Genomic DNA, 24,856 nt, shown 5'->3' on the forward strand with positions numbered 1-24,856 from the left:
ATGCTCTTTTAATTAATCTACCACTTTTTCTTTTTCCAGTTCCTGTTCGCTTAATTCATACCATCCGCCACCAAGTGCTTTATAAAGCGTTGCTAGGCTTTGCAGACGATCATTCTTTGCCTGCGATAAAGCTATTTCTGCCGAAAATAACTGGCGCTGTGCATCCATTAAATCAAGGGAGCTGGCAACACCATTGCTATACCTAAGGCGTGCTAAGCGATAGTAATCTTGGCTACTGAGCACCAAGCTCCTTTGCGCATCATAGCTTTGCTCTGCCGACTGATAGTTCGAAAGCTGATTGCTTACTTCTTGCAGTGCCACCAGCACTGTTTTTTGGTATTGAATACTTGCCTGATAAGCTCGTTGTTCCGCCACCGTTAAATTTGCCTGATTGCGTCCCATATTAAATATTGGCATTAACAGCTCTGAGCCCAGCAACCAAACCTGCGAATTACTGGCGAGCAAATCACTAAAATCAGTGCTTTCACTGCCAAGCTCTGCATATAAATTAAGTTTTGGAAATAAAGCCGCTTTTGCGACCCCAATCTCAGCCATGGCCGCTTGCCATTGATACATTGCTTGCTGCACATCTGGTCTACGCTTTAACAGTTCACTAGGTAGTCCTGTAGGTAATTGCTTAGGAAGGGTTTGTACAGATAACTCATTCCCCCCTTGCACATCAGCATTGGCATCACCAATCAAAAACTTTAACTGATTAATAATCCGCCTTTCACTGTGCTGTAAAGGCGGGATCTTCACTTTCGCTGATTCTAATTCAACCTCGGCTTGGCGCTGTTCTAGCCCTGAAATAATACCGCCTTTTTTACGAATACGCGCAATTTCAAGCTCCTTCTCGCGAAGCTTAATCGTACTCAGGCTAATATTTAATTGCTCTTCAACTTCTTTAAGGGCAAAAAACTGCTGCGCAACATCAGCAATCAAGGCGAGCTGCAACGCGTTTCTTGCTTGTTCTTGGCTATAATAATTTGCCAGTGCGGCTTCGCTTGCACGTCGGTTACTACCAAATAAATCTAGCTCCCAACTTAAGTAACCTTTTAAATCAAAGGTATTTTCGGGGCTGCTATTAAGCTCTTCTTCTCGCTCTGAAGTAAGCCCTATGCTTACATCTGGCCATAAAGCGGCATCGGTAATTCGATACCGAGCTCGCGCTTCAATAATTTTCGATTGCGCAATTAACATATCTTGGTTATTAAGAAGCGCTTGGCTAATCAGCTTTTGCAAATGAGGGTCGCTATATATTTGCTTCCATCCCGCTAAAGCTTCAGACTGTGGCGTAGCTGCTGCACCCATAAAATTAGCAACTTCACTATGATCAGGTATTTCAAAATCTGGCCCTACAGCACAGCCTTGAATACAAGCGAAACAAAGCAATGGCAGCAATTTATGCATCGACTTGCTCCTCTACTACTTTAAAGGCCGGTGTTTGCTGTTTTTTTACAAAGCGTGCAGCGGTAATAAAAAACAGCGGAACTAATATAATGCCGATAGAGCTTGCTAGTAACATCCCCCCTAAAATAGGCATAGATACCGACTGCCGACCAACCGCTCCGGGGCCAGAAGCAAGTACTAACGGCAATACACCAAGCACAAAAGAGGCTGCAGTCATTAATATAGGCCGAAAGCGAGAACGGGCGGCTTCTATTGCAGCATCAACGGCATTCATACCTTCTTGATAAAGCTGATTTGCCACCTCAACAATCAATATAGAGTTCTTTGCCGCAAGGCCTATCAATGCAATAAATGCGACTTGGAAGAATAAATTGTTTTCATGCCCCGTCACTAAGGTCAATACAGAGGCTCCCAACATAGCTATCGGGCTTATTAGTAGTACAGCAAACGGCAAGCTCCAACTTTCATAGAGCGCCGCTAAAAATAAAAATACAAACACAATAGCAAGGCTGATAGCGATACTTAGCTGACCCGATGAGCGAATTTCTTGATAGGTTAATCCTGTCCATTCATAGCCAAGGTTAGGCGGTAGTTTTGCCATTTCTTCTTTAATTACGTCAATTACATCTCCCGATGCATAGCCTTCAGCTGGCGATACATTCACCATGGCACTGGTAAACATATTAAAGCGGTTTATTGCAGACGGACCGGTTGTTAAATTTAACTTAGCAAGCACATTTGATGGCACCATAGCGCCATTTTTTGAACGCACATAAAATTCGTTGAGGTTTTCAGGGCGTGCCCTAAATTCATCTTCAGCCTGAACTTTAACCCGATAAACCCGGCCAAATAAATTAAAGTCATTAATTGTTGATGAGCCAGTAAGCACCTTCATTGTGCTGTAAACATCGGCAATCGGCACCTCTAATGCCATGGCTTTTTCTCTATCTAACTCTAAAAATAGCTGAGGTACTGAGCCACGCAGTGAGCTACTTGCTTTAGCAACTTCAGGGCGGTTATTTAAATTTGCCAGCAGTACCTCGAGCGATTCAACCAGACCCGTTAAGTTGCCTCCTGTTTTTTCTTGCAGCGCAAACTCAACACCAGAGCCCGAACCAAGCCCCGCCACAGCCGATGGCTGAAACACATTAAATTCAGCATCGGGAATGGCGTACAGCTGCTTACGAATATCATTCATCACACTCGTGACCGTAAAACCTTGCTCTGCACGCACTTGCCAAGGCTTTAAAATCACCTCCATTTGACCATGTGATTGCGCACTACCAGCACGGCGGTTTTCACCTGCTAGCGTGAATGAATAAGCCACCCCAGCATGGCTCATAACAAATTGGTTAGCTTTACTTATCACCTCGTTGGTACGTGAGACCGTTGCCGCATCTGGCAAGGTAATATCAACAAAAAAGCGTCCTTGATCTTCTTGCGGCATAAAGCTACTTGGTAATTGGCTGAACACAAAGTAACAGCCACCTAGCATTATAAAAAAGCCAATATAACTACGTTTTGCTTTTTCAGAGCATGCCTTTACAAGCCAGGTGTATTTTTTGCCAACACCTTCAAGCCAATTATTAAATTTAACAAAAATCTTATTGTTTGATGGGAGGCTAGGTTTTAAGAAAATCGCACATAAAGCAGGGCTTAAGGTTAACGCAACTAGGGTCGAAATGAGTACCGCAACGGTAATTGAAATCGCAAATTCTCGGTACATAATGCCCGTAATACCGGCTAAAAATGACACCGGCACAAACACCGCTGCCAGTACTAAAGAGGTTGCCACTATGGCGCCAGAAAGCTCTGTCATCGCTTGCTTAGTAGCAGCAACTACCTCCATATTTTGCTCATTGATCAATCGCTCAACACTTTCGACTACAACAATCGCATCATCAACGACGATGCCGATTGCCAATACCATAGCCAATAAACTGACATTGTTAATGGTAAATCCAAATGCAGCCAAGGCGATAAAGGTACCCACTATTGACACCGGCACAGCTAAAGCGGGTATTAAAGTTGTTCGCCAGTTTTGCAAAAATAAATACACCACTAAAATCACTAAGATCAGCGCTTGAATAAGGGTATTGATCACCTCATTAATCGACAGCTTGATAAACTCAGATGCATCATAAAATAACTGCCATTTCACTCCCTTTGGAAAAGCCGCGCTCAGGCGTTCCATCTCAGCCTTAACACGTTCAGTAACCGCTAATGCATTAGAGCCTGGTAACATATAAACCTGCAAAATAGTGGCGGGCTGTTCATTTAGTTTTGAATTTAAAGTGTACGCAGACGATGCCAGCTCAACCCTTGCAACATCTCGCAAACGGATCATCGAGCCATCACTGTTAACTCGCAACATAATGTTATTAAACTCATCAACCTTATTAAGCCGTCCTTGTGCCCGCACCGGAAAATTAAGCTTAATTGCATCGCTCATTGGCTGAGCCCCGATCTCCCCAGCAGCGGCCTCTTTATTTTGTGCTTTGATTGCTGCGGTCACATCATTCACGGTTAATTCGTAACCCGCTAAAATATCGGGCTTTAACCAGACCCGCATAGCATAAGAACGCGAGCCGGTGTTACGCACTTTACCAACCCCCGGAACACGCTTTAAAGCCGCCTCAACATTGATGCTGGCGTAGTTACTCAAATAGATTTCGTCATAGCGAGGATCATCAGAGGTCAGTGCCAGTTTCAACAGCTCAACGGAACTTTCATTAGAGACATTCACCCCTTCAGTTTGCACATCAACAGGTAAATTACTACCTGCTTGGCTTGCGGTGTTTTGCACATCAACAAGGGCGAGATCTGGGTCGGTGCCAACATCAAAGGTGAGTGTGATCCCAACACTGCCAGAGTTAGTTGCCTTTGACTCCATATACAACATATTCGGTGTGCCATTTAATTCTTGCTCAAGAGGAATGGCTACCGACTCCGATGCGGTCTCAGCCGTTGCGCCAGGGAATGAAGCAGACACTTTAACCGACGGCGGAGCAATATCAGGGTATTGATCAATCGGTAGAGTAAAGAGCGAGACCAAGCCTGTGAGTAAAATAACTAACGAAATAACGATAGCAAACACTGGACGCTTGATAAAAAAATGCGAAAACATAGTTAAGCTCCCTGCTGATTTTTTTCATCATCTTGTTTGCTTGGTTTATCTGGCGCCAGTGGAATAGTGCCCGTGTTTGGCGTTAATTGGCGTTTTTCAAACTCGGCTAACGAAATCGCTTTTACTTGCTGACCATGACGAATACGATGCAAACCTTTCACCACCACTTGCTCACCGGCACTCAAGCCAGCGCTGGCAACAATCCCTTGTTCACCGTAATGCTCAACAACAATAAAGCGACGCTCTATCTCACCTGAGTCAAGTACCACCATCACATAAATACCGCCCTGCTCAACTTGTGTAGCTTCCTCAGGGACGACAATGGCATCTTTCAATTCGGATAATTTAATCCGTGCTTTTGTATATTGCCCAGGTAATAGCTCACTATTAGGGTTAGGCAGCTTTGCTCTTACTTTAAAGGTGCCCGTTTTCGGGCTAATTTTAGGATCGGTAAAACTCACATCACCCCAATATCGATACTCACTGCCATCAGGCAAAGAAATACGTACAAAGCCCTCAAGTGCCTTGCCTTGTTGTTCGGCTTGTAGCTGCTCCATCATGCTGGTCATACGCCGCTTGGCATTCAAGTAATCAAGTGCCGACATATTAAAATTAACGAAAATAGGGTCTATTTGCTGAATGGTAGTAAGGAGTGAAATACCGTTACTGCCGACCAAAGCACCGAGATCGGCTTCAGAGCTACCAACCATGCCGCTAATTGGCGCCGTAATACGGGTATATTCTAAATCAAGCTTGGTTTCTTCAAGTTCTGCTTGGGTTGCTGATAATGACGCTTGCGCTTGCTCTTGAATAGAAATTGCATTGTCGTAGTCGAGCTGACTTGCTGCATCTTGCTCGTAGAGGGGTTTTAAACGAGTAACATCGCGCTTTGCTTTTGCCAGCGCTGCTTGGTCTTTTTGCAGCGCCGCTTTAACGCGATTAAGTTTTGCTCGGTAGGGTCTATCATCAATGGTGTAGAGTAAATCTCCCTCATTTACCCAACTACCTTCAACAAATTCTACGCTTTGTACAAAGCCGGTGATCCTTGCGCGTATTTCAACATCAAGTGATGCGTCTGTACGCGCCACGTAATTCCCATACAGCGGCACATCAAACTGCTTAACCTCAGCGGTAACCACTTCTTCAACGATAACTTGAGGTTGCTCTTTAGAACAACCCACCAGTGCCGCTAAGCACACGCACCCTATGACGTATTTGTTTAATAGCATACAACCTTCTCATTCCTTAAGCCTGTCTCTATCTTGCTATCTGTTGCAATACTACATAGATGAGGGATTCTTTGTTATTTTTGACAATTAGAGCAGTACACAGTGCTTCTTTGCCCTAATCTAATTTCTTTTAATGGCTCTTTACACGTTACACATGGCTCACCTTTGCGACCATAAACTAGTAATTGTTGGGCAAAATAACCGGGCTTACCATCACTTTGAGCAAAATCTTTTAATGTTGTGCCGCCTTGCGTGATAGCCGCAGCAAGTGTTTCTTTAATAATAGGCACTAATTGCTGATAACGCTTTAAAGACACCTTGCCGGCTTCTCGTTTCGGGTGAATTCCGGCCTTAAATAACGACTCATTGGCATAGATATTACCTACACCAACGACCACAGCGTTATCCATAATAAACTGTTTAATTGGTACTTTTTTATTTCTAGACTGTTCGTAAACACGCTTTGCAGCAAACTCATCGGTAAGAGGCTCCGGTCCAAGCTTGGTTAGCAAGGTATGACATTCGCCTGGTGCTTGCCATAAGCAGGCACCAAAGCGACGCGCGTCGTTGAGTCTTAGCGCTTTACCTGAGGCTAAAATAAATTCGATATGGTCGTGCTTTTTTAATGGCTCATCTGCGCTCACAACTCGTAAGTTGCCCGACATTCCTAAGTGCAAAATAACACTACCCAGCTCACAACCGAGTAATAAATATTTTGCTCTACGCTCCACTGAAGTAACTTTAAGTCCTTGTAATTGATATACATCATCAGGCACAGGCCAACGCATACTGGCGTTATGAATATTTACTTTGGTCACTGTTTGGTTAAGCACATGCGGCGTTATTCCCAAACGGCTAACTTCAACTTCTGGTAATTCAGGCATCTGTGACTCTCTTAAAACGGGTATAACGGAAACAACTTAGCCGCATCAGCTTGTTCAAGCTCAAATACTCGTTGTAACCGTTTATCTAATAAATAGTATTGCTGATCTATGTTGTACAACTGATACACCGCTGGCAACTGCTCCCCGGCTAGCCACACGGAGGCAACATAATCAGCCGATGTCTGTGAAATTTTACTAACAGGGAGACTGGCAATAGTCAGTTTTTGATGTTGCCAAAGTTCAACAAGTTGTTCGAGCTGCTGCTCATCGCCTTGCCATGTGGTTTCTTGTAGTGATTGGCTACGCCAAGAGGTGCCGATACGCTCGATTTTTAATTCTGGAAATGCCATTGCTAAAATGAAGCTTTGCTCTGGGAGTAATGCTTGTACTCCTTCTTCAACGGGCTGTGTATTGAGCTTTTTATGTAGGCCATTGAAGAAAAAAATCATCAATAGCATCGAAATAATCACTACATTATTCCATGCTTTTCGGCTCAAGCGCATCAGTATCTTCCTCAGTTTTCAATATCTTAAAGTGTAACCAAAAAGGACATTAATTGGCAGTTGTAATTGATCAACAAAATTTCATGTCTGTTATGTATCAATCTGTCGATACTTTGCTAAAATATCCGCCAAATTTAAAGGAGTTCCGTCAATGTCAATGTATGTAGTGGGTCATAAGATCCCTGATTCAGATTCAATTTGCGGTGCAATTGCGCTTGCTTACTTAAAAAACCAGATCAATGAACCTGCGATCCCGACGCGTTTAGGTGAAGTATCACCTGAAACACAATTTATCCTAGATAAATTCGGTTTCGAAGCACCTGAGCTAAAACTTAGCTACGCAGGCGAAGACGTTTATATCGTTGACCACACAGAAAAAACACAAGCACCTGATGACATCGATGAAGCACGTGTTGTAGGTGTTGTTGATCACCACAAACTAGGCGATTTAACATCATCAACACCACTTGAGTGTTGGATCCGTCCAGTTGGTTGTTCAAACACTATCATCAAAATGATGTATGACTTCTACAACGTAGAGATTCCAAAAGATATCGCAGGCATCATGTTATGCGCTATCTTAAGCGACACTGTAATCTTTAAATCACCAACGTGTACAACAGCTGACATCAAGTGTGTTGAAGCACTTGCTGAAATCGCTGGTATTGAAGATTTCAAAGAACTTGGCATGGAAATGTTCAAGGTTAAATCAGCAGTTGAAGGCACGCCTGCACGCGATTTAGTAATGCGTGATTTCAAAGACTTCAACATGAACGGTAAGCTAGTAGGTATTGGCCAGCTAGAAGTTATCGACCTTGCTGTATTTGATGAGATCAAAGCAGATCTTGAAGCTGACATCGCAAAGCTTAAAGAAGAAGGCGGTCGCCACTCAGTATTACTCCTGTTAACTGATATCATGAAAGAAGGCTCTGAAATGCTAATTGCGTCTGATGACATATCAGTAATCGAAGCTGCCTATGATGTTAAATCAGAAGACGGTCGCGTTTGGTTAGATCGCGTATTAAGCCGTAAGAAGCAAGTAGTACCACCACTACAAGACGCTTTTGCAAAAATCTAATCAGAACTGTTAGATACAAAAAAGCCGATGTAACATCGGCTTTTTTTGTGTCTGAAATTTTCGCGGCAGTTAGATTTGCGTTGCATTACGCTGGCGTAACACTTCAAATAAACAAATACCGGTCGCAACTGACACATTTAAACTAGATACCGAACCAGCCATTGGGATTTTAACTAATAAATCACAATGCTCACGAGTAAGGCGGCGCATACCATCCCCTTCAGCACCCATAACAACAGCCATTGGCCCTGTTAGATTTGCATCAAATAACTCTGTATCTGTTTCACCGGCAGTGCCGACAACCCAAACGCCAGCATCTTTAATTTCACGTAACGTACGCGCAAGATTGGTTACTTGCACCAATGGCACTGTTTCTGCCGCACCGCATGCTACTTTACGCGCTGTGCCATTCAGTTTTGCAGACTTATCTTTAGGAACGATGATCGCGTGCACGCCCGCAGCATCTGCACTACGTAAACAGGCACCTAAGTTATGCGGATCTGTTATACCATCAAGCACCAATAAGAAAGGCGTTTCTTCACGGGCTATGATCTCATCTAGATCTTTTTCGTTATACATGCGCGCCGCTTTCACATTAGCGATAATGCCTTGGTGCTGCTCACCATTTGCTTTATTATCAAGCGCTTTACGCTGCATAAATTGTACAGAAATACCGAATTTACGTGCTTGGTCAATAACCGGGTTTAAACGTTTATCTTCACGCCCTTTTAAAGCGTATATTTCTAAAAAGCGCTCAGGCTCTTTTGCTAATATTGCTTCAACTGAGTGAAAACCAAAAATTAATTCATTACTCACGTATTATTTGCTCCTCGGCCATTACGTTTACGGGCATTCTTACCCGGTCTTTTTGCCTTTTTGGTGGCTTTTTTCTTACTCTTCTTTTTGCCGGCTTTTACAGCATCAGCTTGTTTACTATTAGGCTTTTTGCGCCCTTTAGAAGGTGAAGACTTGCCACGTTTTTCATTCTCTTTGTCGCCTGATTTTGCCTCAAAGCTGCCTGACTGCGGTTTTTTACCAGGAATTTTACCTGCTTTAAGCTGGGCTCGAACACTTGGTTTTGCAGGGGCACTACGGCCACGACGACGCGCATAACGGTCTTGTTGCGCCTCACCTGCTAACACTAAGTTTATACGTCGCTCATCAAGACTGACAGATGACACCTGAACCGTTAATTTATCGCCTAGACGATAAACGGTGTGAGTTTGTTCACCAATCAAGCAATGCTTAGCACCATCGTAATGGAAGTACTCATTGCCCAGGTTAGTTACATGGATCATGCCGTCGATTTGTAAATCGTCTAAGCGTACAAATAAACCAAAGTTAGTTACCGATGAGATCACCCCACCAAATTCGTCACCAACATGGTCTTGCATAAATTCACATTTAAGCCAATCTGCCACTTCGCGAGTCGCATCATCAGCACGGCGTTCAGTGGTTGAACACTGCTCACCTAAAATATCAACTTCGTCATCAGTGTAGGCATACTCACCCGATGTTTGCTGACCTTGCGCTTTAAGTACCGCTTTAATTGCACGGTGCACCACTAAATCAGGGTAACGACGAATTGGCGATGTAAAGTGGGCATAGGCAGGTAAAGCTAAACCAAAGTGGCCAATGTTATCTGGCTGATAAACCGCTTGCTTCATTGAACGGAGCAACATGGTTTGAATAAGCTCAGCTTCTGGGCGGTCGCCTAATTTAGCTAACACTTGGGTTATTTCTTTTGGTGTTGGCTCATCAGAAATCGCAGTTTCGATACCAAGCTCTGATAAAAAGTTTCTGAAGAAACCAAGCTTTTCAGCATCAGGCTCATCATGCACACGATAAAGCGCACTCGCCTCGTGCTTTTCTAATAATCGGGCTGCCGATACGTTCGCTAAAATCATGCACTCTTCGATAAGTTTGTGTGCATCATTACGAACCACAGGCACGATTGATTCAATCTTACGATGTGCATTAAACACAAAGCGCGTTTCTAAGGTTTCAAACTCAATCGCACCACGCTCTTGGCGAGCAGCTTTAAGTGCCATGTACATTTGCTGTAAGTCAGTTAAATGTGGCACCATCTTGGCGTATTCTTCACGCAGCTTTTCATCGCCTTGTAAAATCGCATTCACTTTAGTGTAGGTAAAACGAGCGTGTGAATTCATCACCGCTTCGTAAAATTTATACCCAGACAACTTACCCGCTTCTGACACCGTCATCTCAGCAACCATACATAAACGGTCAACTTCTGGGTTCAATGAGCACAAGCCATTCGATAACACTTTTGGCAGCATCGGAATAACTTGCTCAGGGAAGTATACTGAGTTACCACGTTCAATCGCTTCTTTATTCAGAGGCGTGTTCATTCCTACGTAGTGCGACACATCGGCAATGGCCACCCATAAACGCCAACCACCTGATGGTTTGCGCTCACAATAAACGGCATCGTCAAAGTCTCGGGCATCTTCACCGTCGATTGTCACCAGCGGTAAGTCACGTAAATCAACGCGACCTTGCTTTGCCTGTTCATCAACAAACTCACCTAAATGAGCAACTTGCTTTTCAACCGCTTCAGGCCAAACGTGAGGAATATCGTGATTGCGTAGTGCAACTTCAATTTCCATACCCGGTGCTAAGTGCTCACCCAGTACCTCAGTGACTTTACCTACCGCATTCATATGTCGGCTTGGGTTTTGGGTAATTTGCACCTGCACCATTTGGTTGTGGCGCGCGCCATTTTCACTACCCGGTAGAATCATAATATCTTGCGTTATGCGTGGGTCTTCAGCCACAACAACTGCAATACCATGCTCAACAAAATAGCGGCCAACAATCGGGGCTCGCTCATTGGTCAAAACCTTAATGATGCGTGCATCGCATTTGCCACTTGAGCCTTTGCGATTGCCTTTAGCAAGCACAATGTCACCGTGCAACACCATATTCATTTGGTGCTTCGCGATAAACCAATCTTTACTCTCACCTTCAACTTCTAAAAAGCCGAATCCGTCACGATGACCAATGACTTTGCCTTTAACTAGGCCAGATTCATCGATCAATGCGTAGCATTTAAACTTATTGAAATACAGTTGACCATCGCGCTCCATAGCACGTAAACGACGTTTGAACGCAACTTGACGCTCTGTATCATTCACATGTAATTCGTCACAAAGTTGTGTGAAGTTTGCTGGTTTGGCGCGAGATTCTAAGTGAGTAAGTATAAACTCACGGCTAGGGACGGGGTTTTCGTACTTTTCTTGTTCTCGACTGAGATTTGGATCCTGTTTTGACATTCACTATCTTGTTAGTTGGTTATGTTGTTATTTTAACCCATAACCTAACAATGAGACAGGCAAAAGCTATGAAACTTTTAAGAAATTGATTAATTCTGCCAAAAATGAAGCTTTGATATTCTTTGCAACAAACACTCTGTGTTAATATTTTCGGAAAATAACAACAAGCTAACATAATTATATGGATATTAACTTAACCCACTACCTCGCAACGATGGCCTACAACAGCGCCTATATTGGTCTATTCATTGCAATCATAGCCGTTGCAAAACTGTCGTATAACTTAGCAACCCCTTATAACACCACCAACCAGTTAACCGACAATGCCAACAGTGCCTTGGGTTTATCTATTGGCGGCTACTTAGGGGCAATTACCATTATTTATGGCTTTGTTTTAGCTGGGCCTAGTCAAGGTTTACTAAGCGATTTGATGAATGTATCACTGTACAGTGTATTAGGTATGGTGCTGCTAACTTGCTCACGTATTTTAAATGACAAATTACTGCTGCGTTTGTTCTGTAACCAAGAGCAATTAATTAACCAACAAAATGAGGCTGTGGGCTTAGTACAAGCAGCAAACTATATGGCCGCAGCACTTATCATTGGTGGCGCATTAACCGGTGAAGGCAGCTGGTTATCAGCCATAGTGTTTTATTTTTTAGGGCAACTAATGCTGATCATTTTTGCCAAAGGCTATGATCACCTCACTGCTTTTAATCTTCACGAACAGCTCGAAAAAGGCAACAAAGCCGTTGCGCTTAGCTTTTCTGGCACCATGTTGGCGTTAGCTATTATCTTGTGTCATGCGCTTATTGGTGGCTTTCATACTTGGCAACAAAGCTTAAGCTTATTCTTTATTGACGCATTATTTGGCTTTTTAATTTTACCAATTGTGCGTTACCTCGTTGATAAAATTATCTTTAGCAAAATTTCACTCGACCAAGCAATGCACGACAAAAACACCGCCGTTGCGGTTATTGAAAGCAGCATTGCAATCTGTGTTGCTGTTATCATCACTATCGCTATTTAAGCTTATTTATGGAGTAATGGATGAACATCTATAAGCTTTTTATTATTGCCGCTATCACATTTGTTGTTTGCTTAGTGATACGTGCAGATCTACAAGCGCCACTTATTAGTGGCCAATATGGCAACTTTAAAGACTACGACGGACAAGACAAACCTTACCTATTTACAGTGCCAGAAGATGGCCAAATGATGCGCTTAGAAATTAAAGGCAGACTGCCTTTAAACTCATGGAAAGCCATTGATATCGAAATTTTTGACCCTGATGGTAACTACTTATTTAGTTACTCTGATGAACTTTGGGCCGAAACCGGACACGATTCAGATGGTAAATGGACTGAGTACCGTGATTATACTCATCACGATGTCCACTTCCCTAAGAAGGGGCAATATAGCGCCTACGTCAGTAGTACGTTTGGCCCAAATAAGCGTGCCGAACATTTTAGTTATACGTTTCGTATAATCCCAATCAAAGGTAACAGTAATTTCATGCTACCGCTGTTATGGATTTCTGGCTTCATCGGCGGTGTAGCGCTATTTGTAATGCTGCATCGTTTAGAAGCTGAGCGTGAAGGCTCCGATATTACTTATAAACCAATCAATAAGTTAAACCCTGAGGCTATAAAAGCAATGGAATCGCGTATCTCAGTTTGGCCTATTGCGTTACTGTTTTTAGCACCCGTGCTCTTCTTTTCCTTCTTGGCATATAGCAAAGGTGACAAAGAGCAAGATTGGCAAGTTTACTCCTATCACCACCTCACGATAAGCGTTGATAAACAATTGCGTGAACAAAGTATTGGCAGTGCAGGTTTCCGTTCACGAGGCGGCCCAGGTGGAAAATAACTCAATTCGCGAAAGCCACATTTTACTGTTTAGTATTTTTGTTGCTGGCCTTTGCTCAATTATCTATGAGCTACTGATCGCAACCACTGGTGCCTACTTTTTGGGTGATAGCATCACCCAATTTTCTCTGACAATTGGCGTCTATATGGCGGCAATGGGAGTTGGCTCTTATTTTTCGCGTTTTGTGCCTGATAAGCCATTGCTGGTGTATTTCATCGGTTTTGAGCTACTGCTTGCACTACTTGGTGGCTTAAGTGTGCCCTTATTGTATTTCTGTTATGCGTTTGGCTTACCACTGCAAGCAATTAGTATTTTACTCACCAGCTTAATTGGTATTTTGATTGGTTTAGAAATTCCGCTGTTAAGTCGCCTAATGGAAAAACATTATGCGCTAAAAGCAAACCTCGCCAATGTGTTATCTATTGACTACTTTGGCGCCCTGCTTGCGACTTTACTGTTTCCTTTTCTATTTTTACCTTGGCTTGGGGTTTTTAAAACAGCCTTAAGCTTTGGCTTAATGAATCTAAGTATTGCGCTGTTATTGCTGTGGTACTTTATCGACCATATCAGCCCAAATCGTCGAAAAGTGCTTAGACTCACATTAGTTTTAGTCTGCTCAGTATTAGTGCTTTGCTTATTTGCTAGTAAACAGCTCACCCATCTTTGGCAAAGCCAAATCTACGATGACCGTGTTGTACACTCAGAGCAAACACCCTATCAGCAAATCGTACTGACTCGTCATAAAGATGATATTCGGCTTTATTTAAACGGTGGCTTACAGTTTTCATCGATTGATGAGTATCGCTATCACGAAGCGCTTATCCATCCCGCTATGGTGCGCCATGGTAATGCCAAACGTATTCTAATTTTAGGCGGTGGCGATGGCTTAGCAGCTAGAGAGCTTTTGAAGTACCCGCAAATAGAATCTATTACCCTAGTCGATTTAGATCCAGCAGTCGCTAAGCTTGCGCAAACTAATCACAACCTGACAACACTTAACAAGCACTCACTCAGTGACCCTAAAGTGACGGTTATTCATCAAGATGCTTATGTGTTTATTGAGCAAAACGAACAGCTGTTCGATATTATTTTTATTGATTTACCGGATCCAAAAGCAATCAATTTAGCTCGCCTTTACAGTCAGCAGTTTTATCAACTAGTAAAAACACGACTACCAAATAACGGTATTGTAGTGACCCAGGCCACCAGCCCATTTTTTGCGAAGCAAGCATTTTGGTCTATCAATAACACGCTCAGTGCAGCAGGCTTTACGCACACCTTGCCTTATCATTTGAATGTGCCCTCTTTTGGCGAATGGGGCTTTGTTATGGCTTGCAACTTGATGTGCAGTAACCAACAAGTATTGCATGTTAAAACCCGCTTTTACCGCCCTGAAAATGACGCACAATTGTTTATTTTTACCCCGGATATTAGCGCTAACAATGAAAAAGTATCGACGCTTGATGAGCCTAATGTGCTGCACTATTACTTGCAGGGATGGAAATATTGGAACTAAACGAATGGATTAGCCCATTTGGGGAGTTTACAAAGTAAAGGATTACCGTTACAAAGAGAGTTAATAACAACAATAACAAGGTTTGTAATGCAGGCGCACAAACAGAGCCTAATATATCTACATATTGCAGTACTCCTATTTGGTGGTACTGCATTATTCGCAAAGCTAGTCAGCTTAAGTGCATTAGATATTACCGTTTACAGAACAGCAATTGCAGGCTGTGCCTTACTGATCTTACTTACAATTCAACACAAAGCGATTAAGCTTCACTCGCGTCGCGACTACCTTATAGCCTTGTTACTTGGCGTCACTGTTGGAATACATTGGCTCACCTACTTCGCAGGTATGCAACTAGCAGGTATTGCAGTCGGTATGATTGCCTTTTTTACTTACCCTGTTATCACGGTATTTTTAGAGCCTTTATTTCATGGCAGTAAACCACAGCTCAAAGATATTTTTAGCGCCTTGGTGGTGATGCTTGGTATTTATTTACTTATTCCTGATGCCAGCTTAGGCAATGATGTCACCCTAGGTATTGCTATTGGCATTTTGTCAGCGTTCTTTTTTGCGTTTCGAAATATCGTTCACAAGCGTTACTTTAGCCAATATGGCGGCCCACAAACCATGCTTTATCAAACTTGGATCGCCTGCATTATGCTGTGCGCCTTTGTCGAAGTACCGCCATTACAAGTTGATACAATAAATTGGCTGCTATTAATTACCGTAGGAGTTATTTTTACAGCAGCACCGCACTCACTGTTTGCAGCAAGCCTAAAAAACTTATCAGCTTCAACCGCTGGTTTGATATCGTGTTTGCAGCCTTTATACGGTACGTTTTTCGCTTTTTTAATTTTGCATGAGCAACCTTCAATTAGCACTCTTATTGGTGGCGCACTGGTGATTAGTGCCGCTTTTTATGAAACATGGTCAGTGACTCGTAGGTATAAGCAATGATGAAAGTATTCGCTCACAGAGGTGCCAGTGGTACCTACCCAGAAAATACTCAAAGCGCCATTATCGCAGCTGTTGATTTAGCAGTAGATGGCATCGAAATTGATGTGCAAAGCTGCCTTGATGATTACATGATTATTCACGACACTTGGCTTGATCGTACAACCTCTGGTCGCGGTAAAGTAAACGCCTGCTCAAAAGAGCAAATTCAACAATACGATGCAGGCAATGGCGAGTGTGTGCCCACTTTACAACAAGCAATCGATTGGGTTGCTGATAAAACTTTACTTAATTTAGAGCTTAAACATACTTTTTCGTTAGATAAATTTGTAGAGCTTATAGAATCAAACGTTAGCGCTGGGAAAATTTCTCGGGATAACCTGCTAGTCTCTTCATTCGATCACCACCAACTGATGTGGCTAAAGCAAAAATTGCCGTGGGTAAAGATTGGTGCACTTACCGCTTCTATTCCAATTAATTACAGCGAGTTTGCGCAAAAACTCCATGCCTATAGCATTCATGTAGATAAAAACTTTATAAACCATGAGTTTGTTGCTGACGCAAAACAACGCGGCCTTCAAGTTTATGCTTACACGGTCGATAAAGTGGAAGATATCGAATTAATGCTAGAGTATGGCGTAGATGGTATTTTTACTAATTTTCCGTGTCATACACAAATGACACTGCAGTCACTGTAACTCAACAAAACTAAGCTATACTGTTGAATTATGTGACATTGAATAATAAAAAAATTACGCCAAAATGAATCAACACAACACCTTAATGAGTAGCTATATGCGCATTTACAATTTTATCGAACAAACTTTCTTTTACACCCTCACACGTAAGATTGTCGGTAATTTAGGTTTTGTGTTTGCGTTTCAAGCCATTACTTTGATCTGGCTTTATAGCAGCCTTTCAGAGCAACAAGCTGGTATGGGACTATTTTGGTTAATGACCTTTGTTATCGTCGCCAGCTTTATTTTTACTGTTTTCTACATGCGCTTTTTAATTGTGCGCCCAGTGCAAGCAATGCGCGATACACTTGAGCAAATCAACCGCCATGATGCTGATTTATCTGCCAAGCTACCGCATTTTACCTATGATGAGTTTCGTGATTTAAGTGAGCAGTACAATACCTTTACTGTTCATTTAGCAAACCTATTAGCCACCACTTACCAAAGTGCACAAGCCAGTGCAGATAGTAGTTCAAAGATGACTCATTCAATGCAGCAAACTGCAGAAATGAGCCACCAGCAAATAAAATTCAGCCAAACCATTACTGATTCAAGCAACCAAATTACTTCAAGCCTTGAGAATATCTCAGCAAATACTGACAGCGTGCATCATGTTAATAGTGAACACTTAAACTTTGTTAAGCACTCAGCCACTGAGTTATCGGCATTAGTTAAAAAGGTCGCGATGATTAGCCAAATTTTGGGTAACTTCTCAGCAACGGTGTCTGGCCTTAAAGAAAACAGCGAGAACATTCGCGCCATTTTAAAAATGGTTGAAGAGTTTTCTGACCAAACCAATTTGCTTGCCCTAAATGCTGCAATTGAAGCGGCACGTGCAGGTGAAGCAGGCCGAGGTTTTGCGGTGGTTGCCGATGAAGTTAGATCGCTCTCAGTTAAAGTAAACGATGCAACTCGCCAGATCAGCGATTTTATTAATCAGATGAACACCCTCGTTAGCGAAACCAATAAAGAGTCTGAGCAGTTAATTAGCCACTCGAGTGAAGCTGAAACTGCCATTAGCAACACCTCAACAGGCTTTAGCAATATGCTTGGCGAATTTGAGCAAAACCAACAACAACTACAACAGATTGTCAGCGCGGTGCATTTACTAGAGCAAACCCAAACCCAGACCCATCAAACGGTTGAGCAAATTGTGGCTTTGGGTGAGCAAGCTAAGCAGCAAATTGATGAATCACTCGCTGATTGCCAACAGTCCCATAAACTGAGCCAACAAACCCAAGAGCAGTTAAAACGCTTTGTGTGATCGGCTTTTAACTGCTGCTCTGAGTCAAACTATGTTAAAGTAGCCGCTTCTTGGCTACTTTTTTATTGACCGTGACAACTCCTTCTATTGATTATGAACAACTCGCACTGCAAATAAAGCAATGGGGTAAAGACCTTGGCTTTGCAGAAGTCGGGATCACTGATATTGACCTAACGAAGCATGAAGCGCAGCTACAGCGCTGGTTAGATTTAGGCTATCACGGTGAGATGGAATACATGGCAGCCCATGGTATGAAGCGAGCGCGCCCAGCAGAGCTGGTACCTGGCACGCAGCGAGTCATCTCAGTAAAAATGAACTACCTGCCGCCTGATGCAAGCTTTGCTAAAAACCTCAAACAGACTGATAAAGCGTACATTAGTCGCTATGCATTGGGTCGTGACTATCATAAGTTAATTCGCAACCGTCTGAAAAAGTTAGGCCAAAAAATAGAGCAGCAAGTTGGCCAGCTCGGCTTTCGTCCCTTTGTTGACTCAGCTCCAGTGCTTGAAAGGCAACTAGCCGAAAAGGCAGGCTTGGGCTGGCGTGGAAAACATAGTTTATTAATCAATAAAGAAGCGGGCTCTTGGTTTTTCTTAGGGGAGCTGTTTGTTGATATACCACTACCTATTGATGATGAGAATAGCTTTGAAGGCTGTGGGAAATGCGTTGCCTGTATGACACTGTGCCCAACCGGTGCGATTGTCGAGCCTTATGTAGTCGATGCCCGTAAATGTATCTCTTACCTTACTATTGAATTACAAGGCGCAATTCCTGAAGAGTATCGCCCACTGTTAGGGAATCGCATTTATGGCTGTGATGACTGTCAGTTAGTATGCCCATGGAATCGCTACGGTCAACTCACCGATGAAGCTGACTTTCACCCAAGAAAGCAACTTAAAGATCAAGAATTACTGACTTTATTTGCATGGGATGAAGCAACCTTTCTTAAAAATACCGAAGGCAGCCCTATACGCCGTATTGGTCACGAGCGCTGGTTAAGAAACCTTGCTGTCGGATTAGGTAACGCTGATTACAACGAGCAAATAATCGAGGCTTTAGAGCAAAGGTTAACAACCGCTACAGCTTTGGTCGCTGAGCATATCGAGTGGGCGCTTGATCAGCAAAAAAATAAGCGCCAGTTAAAGCTTCGTAAAACGGCGCGCTTAATTCGCATTGTTGAAAAAGGCCTACCCAGAGATGCTTGATGACTAGTTCAAGCTTTGCCCTATCGCGTTAATAATAGTGATAAGTCATTTTCAATTTCTTTAAAGGCTGCTTTAACCCCTTTTACTGACTCCTCTCGAGCCACTGAGTTTTGAATGGTTTCATCGACCTTTTGATAGATGAACACCTCTTGGTCTTCATCTAAGCCCATGGTCGGTATGCGACTTTCTAAGTCTTCTTGAAGCCGCTTAAATACAGCTTCGTTATTGATACGGTTTTCATTTAAAAGCTCAATCAAACCTGTAAATTTGCTGTGCACCTTACTTACAGCATCATTTAACTGTTGCTGCTGCTGAAGTAGCTCTTTTTTAGTGAGAATCGCTTTAAGCTGCTGCTCTGTAACACTGACTAAAAAGCAAATATGATCTCGAATTCGACCATGCTTATCGGGGTCTTGCCCAGGCATATTTAAGATAAGCAAACTGATCATTTCATAGTTTACTAAAATCCGATTTGAGAACTCGTGCAATCGACCTTTGCTTTTCAGCATTTCAAACAGCTCGATCACAATCGGCGAGCACACACCCGACACAGAGAAATGTAATACTTCGTTATCTAATCTAAACTCCACATTGCTTTGTAAATCAAATGCACCTAAACAGTTTAAAAAGGCTTTGCCGAGTTCATGTTCGTTATCTATTGAACCTATATGCTCAATATAATTAACAATTTGTCCCATTTCACTGCTGTTTGCCATCGCATTAAATGCCGTTGACGTAGCATCTTCAACTTGTTGTTCTAGCGATTCCTTTTCAATTAGCACTTGATTCAAATGTTGTAACTTAAGCTTGAGCTCATTATGGCTAAATGGTTTAACAATGTAGTCTTCTGCACCAACAGAATAACCTTCCATGCGCTCCTCAACGGTGCCTCTGGCTGAGACAAACATCACAATAATTTTTTGCGTATTGGGGTTTTCTTTGAGCTTACGACAGACATCGTAACCACTCATTTGTGGCATGCTCACATCGAGTAAAATCACTTGAGGGTCGAACTCTTCAACGACTTCTAAGCATTCTGGGCCGCTATTAACCATTTTCAGCTCAAAATCGAGATCCTCAAGGATCTCTTCAATAATTTCTAAATTAAATGGTTCATCATCAACCGCTAAAATACGTTTCAAGGCCATGATTATCTCTTCCGTTTTATTAATTCATCGATATAGACTGTTGTTCATTTGCCAAGTGTTGCGGCAAGTCTATTTCTAAGGGCAGCCGTACCAAAATAGTGGCCCCCCCGTACTCATTATTACTTGCCGAAATAGTGCCTTGATGTAAGGCTACAAATTCCCGACAAATAGCTAATCCAAGCCCAGTGCCTCCCGCACCACTGTTGGTTTTACTGCTTTGCTCAAACTTAGCAAAAATCTTTTCAAGCTCTTGTTCAGGGATCCCTATTCCGCGGTCAATAACAGCGATTTCGGCCATCTGCTCATTCACCGCTAAACTAATATCAATTTCGCTATTCGGCTCACTAAACTTCAGTGCATTACCGATCAAGTTACGCATAATTTGATTAATTTGTTCTTCGTCGCACTCAAGCACAATGCCTTGTTCAAAACCTATAGGCCGAATAGCAATACTTTTTTCAAGGGCTGTGCCCGACACATCATCAATGCTGGTTTTTATAATATTGCTTAAGTTATGCTTTTGCGGATTGAACGGGAATTTCCCGACATCGAGCTTTGATAGATCGAGTAAGTTATTTAGCAGCGATAATAATCGCTCACCACTTTGCTCAATTCTAGATAGATACTTGTTTAACTTGTCTTTACTTAAATCGTCATTAGCAACCTTATCAAGCCCAAAGCGAGCAAAGCTTAAAATAGAATGCATAGGTGTTCTAAGTTCATGAGACATGTTCGCTAAAAACTCAGATTTACTATGATTTGCCGCTTCTGCCACATTTTTAGCATGCTCTAACTGAGCAGTACGGGCTTTGACCTCTTCTTCAAGCAAATCTTTAGCTTCAACGAGTAAATCTTCTTTCTCTTTAAGATGTGTAACGTTCTTAAAGATCACCGCTAGCGCAATTTCTCCGTGGTGGTCGATTTCGTTAAACGAGCCAACTAAAGGCACCTCACTGCCATTTTTCTTGAGTAGTCGTAAGTCACAACTAAATTGTCGGTTTTTACTTAAAGTCGCAATCTTATCTTTGATGCGCTCAGTTGATGCCACATCAAAAAATTCAAAAACAGAGCAATTCTCAAATTCTTTCAGCGGCTTTTCAAACAGCTGCTCGCAGGCGTCGTTAGTTTCTATAACCTTACCACCACGCTCAAATAGAATAATGGCATCGGGTGTATGCTTAAAAATGACCCGTAATAAGCTGTCTTTTTCAATGAGTGCATCAACTGTATTTTGCAAACGCTCTACTAATTCAGTGTTATGACGCCTTAATAGTTCTGTCTGCCAAAGTTTATGTACTGATTGCAGCAGACTATTATCATCAATCGGCTTGATGAGCACATCTTCTACCCCTTGACGAATAGCTGCTACCATCGAGACTTGATCTGGCTTAGAGGTATAAAGTAAACAACGACTATTAGGCTGACATGTTTTGAGCTTATTAAAGAGCTCAAGCCCTGTGCCATCAGTAAAAGTAAAATCACTAATGAGTAAATCAATGCTCTGTTCTTTAATAACATCCACAGCAGATGCAGTATTATCAGCTGTGAAGGTTTTAATATGTGCCCCTTTGAGGTTTAGGGCTATTTGCGCCAAACGTTCAGCACAGTGATCGACAAGTAACACGGTAGGAAGTTGAAGAATATTATCGCTGTCGAGCTCAAGTACCCCTTCTAATAAAGAGCTAATCTCTTTATTTGCAAAGAAGGGGTAAATCACCACAGCATTAGGTAATAGGCGATTTACTTCACTAAAATGCTCTAGTAAATCACTACGCTGCGCTTTAGGCGCTAACAGCAAGAAATGCTCTTGTGAGAACACTCCCATTAGCGTTTTAATAACAGTGGTTGGCACACCATGAGAAGCTGCAACAAGATCAAAGTCTTGCTCTAAAACAGCATCATCAACCATTGCAAAATGTAATAGCTCAACTCGACAGCCAATAAGCTCTAGCAGCACCTTGACCCGCATTGCTAAAACACTATTGCTATCAACAATCAATATTCTTCGCACAGTAGACTAGACTCGCTTAATAATAAATACCTATTTTAGCGTAGCCTAAAATCGCAATGGGTCACAATTTGTACCGCATTTTTTATTAGCTTTTTAGCTAATTAACTGTCTAAACGCTTACCTAAAATAGTAAGGCTATAGGCTTTATCATCCATGATCGCAATCTCAGGAAGCTCTCCCCAGACCTTGTAATCAAAGCGATTAAACAGTTTTATGCTCGGTAGGTTATGGCTAAAGATAAAAGCTAATAACACCTTGATATCAAGTGTTTTTGCATGCTGTTCTGAAAATGTAAGCAATTGTTTACCTAGCCCCTTCCCTTGAGCTTGCTGGGTGATGTAAATACTAATTTCAACGGTACCATCATAGGCAGGTCGGCCATAAAATGACTTATAACTCAGCCAAGCAAGCACTTTACCTTGTTGCTCAAAAACAAAGATAGGTCTTTTCTCTGTATGGCTATCAAACCAAGCTTGTTTGTCTGCAACCGATACCTCTTCTGTATCTGCAGTTACCATACGACCAGGGATGGTCTCGTTATAAATAGCGACTATGTCAGTTAAATCGGTTTGTGTTGCTTTGCGAATCGTCATAAATAGCTGAAATTAAATGATCACTTTGCTGCATATTAGCGTATATTCATCACAAATAACTAGCGGGAAATAACTATGTATAAATATGCTTTGTTACTTGCAGCAGGCCTAATAACAACCAACCTTGCAGCACAAACTACTGAGGCTACGCCAGCTGCTAAAGCAAGCAGCCAATGTGATGATTTTACCAATGTCACTATGAGAAAGTTACGCTCAAAAGAGTCAATTAACTTCTGCGAATTCAAAGACAAACCACTCCTAATAGTCAATACAGCTAGTAATTGTGGTTTTACCGGCCAGTTTGAAGGCTTAGAGGCTATTCATAAAGAATATAAAGACCAAGGCTTGGTCGTATTAGGATTTCCATCAGATGACTTTTTCCAAGAAGAAGACGATGAAAAAGACACTGCAAAAGTATGTTTCATCAATTATGGCGTAACCTTTAATATGCTTGCTACCAGTGCCGTTCGCGGTAGCGATGCAAACCCGATATTCAAACACCTAAACGAAGCAACTAGCTCACCTAACTGGAACTTTTACAAATATTTAGTGTCTGCTGACCGTAAGACAGTGCAGCGCTTTAATAGTAAAACTAAGCCACAATCGCAAACTTTACGCGATGCAATTGAAGCTGAGCTAACTGCAAAATAAATTTAATTTTTCGTTCGGTAAATATTGAACTAAACTAGTAATTTAATACTAAAACACACATTAGGAGATGTTATGGCAGTAGCCAGTGCAAGACACATTCTCGTAGACAGTGAAGCTCACTGTTTAGATTTAAAACAGCAAATTGAGCAAGGAGCTGACTTTGCAGAGCTTGCTCGTGCTCATTCTAATTGCCCATCAGGTCAAGATGGTGGTGCATTAGGTGAGTTTGGCCCTGGCATGATGGTTCCAGAATTCGACAAAGTCGTATTCTCTGCACCAATTAACCAAGTACAAGGCCCAGTGCAAACCCAGTTTGGTTATCATCTTCTAGAAGTAACAAGCCGTACTGACTAATTAACAAATTGATTTCAAAAAGCCGCTTCACAGCGGCTTTTTTTTGCAAAGGATACCATCATGCAATTACTAGGCTCTACTACCTCACCTTTTGTGCGCCGTATTCGGATTTGGGCGGAACTTAATAACCTACCTATTGATTTTATTAATTTGGATATTTTCTCTGAGCAAGACAGACAAACCATGATTGCTCATAACCCTGCCAGAAAAATTCCTGTATTAATCGACCATGATTTTACCTTATGTGATTCCAACTCCATTATTCGCTACCTGCTCGAGAAAGCTGATCAGCCGTTACTTAGCTGGCAGCAAGAGAACTACTTAACCATTATCAATGCCTGCAATGATTCACTGGTAGAAATTTTACTTTGTCAGCGTTCAGGGTTTGATACCAACAGCGACAAACTATTTTTTAATTTACAGAATGAACGAATTGTTGAAACATTAGCCTATTTGAATACTCATTTATCGGAGCCAGTATTTAAAAGCTGTGAATACCTCAACATCAGTTTATACTGCTTGCTAGATTGGATCCGCTTCCGCGAATTAACTGATTTTAGCCAACTAGAAAACTTAGTTGATTTTTATCATAAATTCGCCGATAAAGCGGCGGTACAACAAACAGATCCACGAATATAAAGATAAGGGTTACGCAAATGAGCGATATCGAAATTGAATCAGAATTAGTTAGCTTTGTAGAAAAAGTTCGTTTGAACGAATCTATGTGGGCACTGGGTGCCGAAGATGGTGGTTTTGTTGTCTGTGAATCAAACCAATTTAGCGACACAGATGTGCTATTACTTTGGGGTACTGAAGACGCTGCAAAAGCACAATGTAAAGATGAGTGGCAAGACTATACCCCTGTTGAAATTGGCCTAGACGAATTTCTTGATGAGTGGGTTGAAGACCTTAACGAAGATGATGCGCTTGTTGGTTTAAACTGGAACGATGATCAAGTATGCGTTGAAATCGAACCGGTTGGTTTAGCTAAAGCTCTTTGCGATTAATCGCAACCCTTAAGCTTATAACG

General features: G+C 42.1%; 22 protein-coding genes. 12 read left to right on the top strand and 10 right to left on the bottom strand.

All coding sequences use genetic code 11. The annotated features are described in order from the left end of the window. Nucleotides 1-12: 12 nt before the first annotated feature. The 5 genes from PASHI_RS17165 to PASHI_RS17185 form a co-directional block, all read right to left on the bottom strand. Complete coding sequence (locus tag PASHI_RS17165; protein WP_062566472.1) at nucleotides 13-1,410, bottom strand: efflux transporter outer membrane subunit; 1,398 nt, start codon at nucleotides 1,408-1,410, stop codon at nucleotides 13-15. Continuing rightward, on the bottom strand, nucleotides 1,403-4,537 hold the full coding sequence (locus PASHI_RS17170; protein ID WP_062566473.1) for an efflux RND transporter permease subunit: 3,135 nt from the start codon (nucleotides 4,535-4,537) through the stop codon (nucleotides 1,403-1,405). The genes PASHI_RS17165 and PASHI_RS17170 overlap by 8 nt, the downstream gene beginning before the upstream one ends. Before the next feature lie 2 nt (nucleotides 4,538-4,539). Next, entirely contained in the window at nucleotides 4,540-5,766 is a 1,227-nt protein-coding gene (locus PASHI_RS17175; RefSeq protein WP_062566474.1) for an efflux RND transporter periplasmic adaptor subunit, read from the bottom strand. A gap of 74 nt (nucleotides 5,767-5,840) precedes the next feature. After that, nucleotides 5,841-6,650 carry a bifunctional DNA-formamidopyrimidine glycosylase/DNA-(apurinic or apyrimidinic site) lyase gene (gene mutM, locus PASHI_RS17180; RefSeq protein ID WP_054552701.1) on the bottom strand — a complete coding sequence of 270 codons (810 nt, stop codon included), beginning with the start codon at nucleotides 6,648-6,650 and terminating at the stop codon, nucleotides 5,841-5,843. Nucleotides 6,651-6,661: 11 nt separating this feature from the next. After that, nucleotides 6,662-7,153 (bottom strand): hypothetical protein, encoded by a 492-nt coding sequence (locus PASHI_RS17185; RefSeq protein WP_054552702.1) that lies wholly within the window; start codon nucleotides 7,151-7,153, stop codon nucleotides 6,662-6,664. 151 nt (nucleotides 7,154-7,304) lie between these two features. Between PASHI_RS17185 and PASHI_RS17190 the strand changes: the two genes are divergently transcribed. Further along, nucleotides 7,305-8,231, top strand: coding sequence for a manganese-dependent inorganic pyrophosphatase (locus tag PASHI_RS17190; RefSeq protein WP_062566475.1), 927 nt, complete (start codon nucleotides 7,305-7,307; stop codon nucleotides 8,229-8,231). 69 nt (nucleotides 8,232-8,300) lie between these two features. Here PASHI_RS17190 and rlmB read toward each other — a convergent pair whose 3' ends face one another. Together rlmB and rnr are read right to left on the bottom strand one after the other, a co-directional pair. Next, nucleotides 8,301-9,047, bottom strand: coding sequence for a 23S rRNA (guanosine(2251)-2'-O)-methyltransferase RlmB (gene rlmB / locus PASHI_RS17195; RefSeq protein WP_054561023.1), 747 nt, complete (start codon nucleotides 9,045-9,047; stop codon nucleotides 8,301-8,303). Then, nucleotides 9,044-11,527, bottom strand: a complete 2,484-nt coding sequence (rnr, locus tag PASHI_RS17200) for a ribonuclease R (protein WP_062566476.1) — start codon at nucleotides 11,525-11,527, stop codon at nucleotides 9,044-9,046. The genes rlmB and rnr overlap by 4 nt, the downstream gene beginning before the upstream one ends. Before the next feature lie 181 nt (nucleotides 11,528-11,708). On the opposite strand from rnr, the gene PASHI_RS17205 reads away from it, so the two are divergent. From PASHI_RS17205 to queG, 7 genes are all read left to right on the top strand, one after another. Beyond that, nucleotides 11,709-12,557 (top strand): DUF350 domain-containing protein, encoded by an 849-nt coding sequence (locus PASHI_RS17205; protein WP_062566477.1) that lies wholly within the window; start codon nucleotides 11,709-11,711, stop codon nucleotides 12,555-12,557. Nucleotides 12,558-12,577: 20 nt separating this feature from the next. Then, nucleotides 12,578-13,396 (top strand): hypothetical protein, encoded by an 819-nt coding sequence (locus PASHI_RS17210; RefSeq protein ID WP_062566478.1) that lies wholly within the window; start codon nucleotides 12,578-12,580, stop codon nucleotides 13,394-13,396. Further along, nucleotides 13,386-14,912, top strand: a complete 1,527-nt coding sequence (locus tag PASHI_RS17215; protein ID WP_082710970.1) for a polyamine aminopropyltransferase — start codon at nucleotides 13,386-13,388, stop codon at nucleotides 14,910-14,912. The genes PASHI_RS17210 and PASHI_RS17215 overlap by 11 nt, the downstream gene beginning before the upstream one ends. 87 nt (nucleotides 14,913-14,999) lie before the next feature. Next, nucleotides 15,000-15,866 (top strand): DMT family transporter, encoded by an 867-nt coding sequence (locus PASHI_RS17220; protein WP_058585886.1) that lies wholly within the window; start codon nucleotides 15,000-15,002, stop codon nucleotides 15,864-15,866. Then, nucleotides 15,863-16,561, top strand: coding sequence for a glycerophosphodiester phosphodiesterase (locus tag PASHI_RS17225; RefSeq protein ID WP_054561032.1), 699 nt, complete (start codon nucleotides 15,863-15,865; stop codon nucleotides 16,559-16,561). The genes PASHI_RS17220 and PASHI_RS17225 overlap by 4 nt, the downstream gene beginning before the upstream one ends. An 85-nt stretch (nucleotides 16,562-16,646) precedes the next feature. Continuing rightward, nucleotides 16,647-17,864: a methyl-accepting chemotaxis protein gene (locus tag PASHI_RS17230; RefSeq protein WP_062566480.1), complete on the top strand. Its 1,218-nt coding sequence runs from the start codon at nucleotides 16,647-16,649 to the stop codon at nucleotides 17,862-17,864. 71 nt (nucleotides 17,865-17,935) lie between these two features. Beyond that, the gene (queG, locus tag PASHI_RS17235; protein WP_062566600.1) at nucleotides 17,936-19,069 is read left to right on the top strand and encodes a tRNA epoxyqueuosine(34) reductase QueG; all 1,134 of its coding nucleotides are present in this window, start codon (nucleotides 17,936-17,938) and stop codon (nucleotides 19,067-19,069) included. Between the two features lie 20 nt (nucleotides 19,070-19,089). On the opposite strand, the gene PASHI_RS17240 is transcribed toward queG, so the two are convergent. From PASHI_RS17240 to PASHI_RS17250, 3 genes are all read right to left on the bottom strand, one after another. After that, the gene (locus tag PASHI_RS17240; protein WP_062566481.1) at nucleotides 19,090-20,217 is read right to left on the bottom strand and encodes a response regulator; all 1,128 of its coding nucleotides are present in this window, start codon (nucleotides 20,215-20,217) and stop codon (nucleotides 19,090-19,092) included. Between the two features lie 19 nt (nucleotides 20,218-20,236). After that, nucleotides 20,237-22,186, bottom strand: a complete 1,950-nt coding sequence (locus PASHI_RS17245; protein WP_062566601.1) for a hybrid sensor histidine kinase/response regulator — start codon at nucleotides 22,184-22,186, stop codon at nucleotides 20,237-20,239. 143 nt (nucleotides 22,187-22,329) lie between these two features. Next, nucleotides 22,330-22,821: a GNAT family N-acetyltransferase gene (locus PASHI_RS17250; RefSeq protein WP_062566482.1), complete on the bottom strand. Its 492-nt coding sequence runs from the start codon at nucleotides 22,819-22,821 to the stop codon at nucleotides 22,330-22,332. A gap of 75 nt (nucleotides 22,822-22,896) precedes the next feature. Between PASHI_RS17250 and PASHI_RS17255 the strand changes: the two genes are divergently transcribed. The 4 genes from PASHI_RS17255 (at nucleotide 22,897) to PASHI_RS17270 (ending at nucleotide 24,833) form a co-directional block, all read left to right on the top strand. Beyond that, the gene (locus tag PASHI_RS17255; protein WP_062566483.1) at nucleotides 22,897-23,472 is read left to right on the top strand and encodes a glutathione peroxidase; all 576 of its coding nucleotides are present in this window, start codon (nucleotides 22,897-22,899) and stop codon (nucleotides 23,470-23,472) included. A 72-nt stretch (nucleotides 23,473-23,544) separates the two neighbouring features. Next, nucleotides 23,545-23,826, top strand: a complete 282-nt coding sequence (locus PASHI_RS17260) for a peptidylprolyl isomerase (protein ID WP_054552716.1) — start codon at nucleotides 23,545-23,547, stop codon at nucleotides 23,824-23,826. A 60-nt stretch (nucleotides 23,827-23,886) separates the two neighbouring features. Continuing rightward, a complete protein-coding gene (locus PASHI_RS17265) occupies nucleotides 23,887-24,465 on the top strand; it encodes a glutathione S-transferase family protein (RefSeq protein WP_062566484.1) in 579 nt (192 codons plus the stop codon). A 17-nt stretch (nucleotides 24,466-24,482) separates the two neighbouring features. Beyond that, nucleotides 24,483-24,833 (top strand): DUF2750 domain-containing protein, encoded by a 351-nt coding sequence (locus PASHI_RS17270; RefSeq protein ID WP_054552718.1) that lies wholly within the window; start codon nucleotides 24,483-24,485, stop codon nucleotides 24,831-24,833. Nucleotides 24,834-24,856 lie beyond the last annotated feature (23 nt).

This window comes from Pseudoalteromonas shioyasakiensis (genome assembly GCF_001550135.1).
GTDB lineage: Bacteria > Pseudomonadota > Gammaproteobacteria > Enterobacterales > Alteromonadaceae > Pseudoalteromonas > Pseudoalteromonas shioyasakiensis.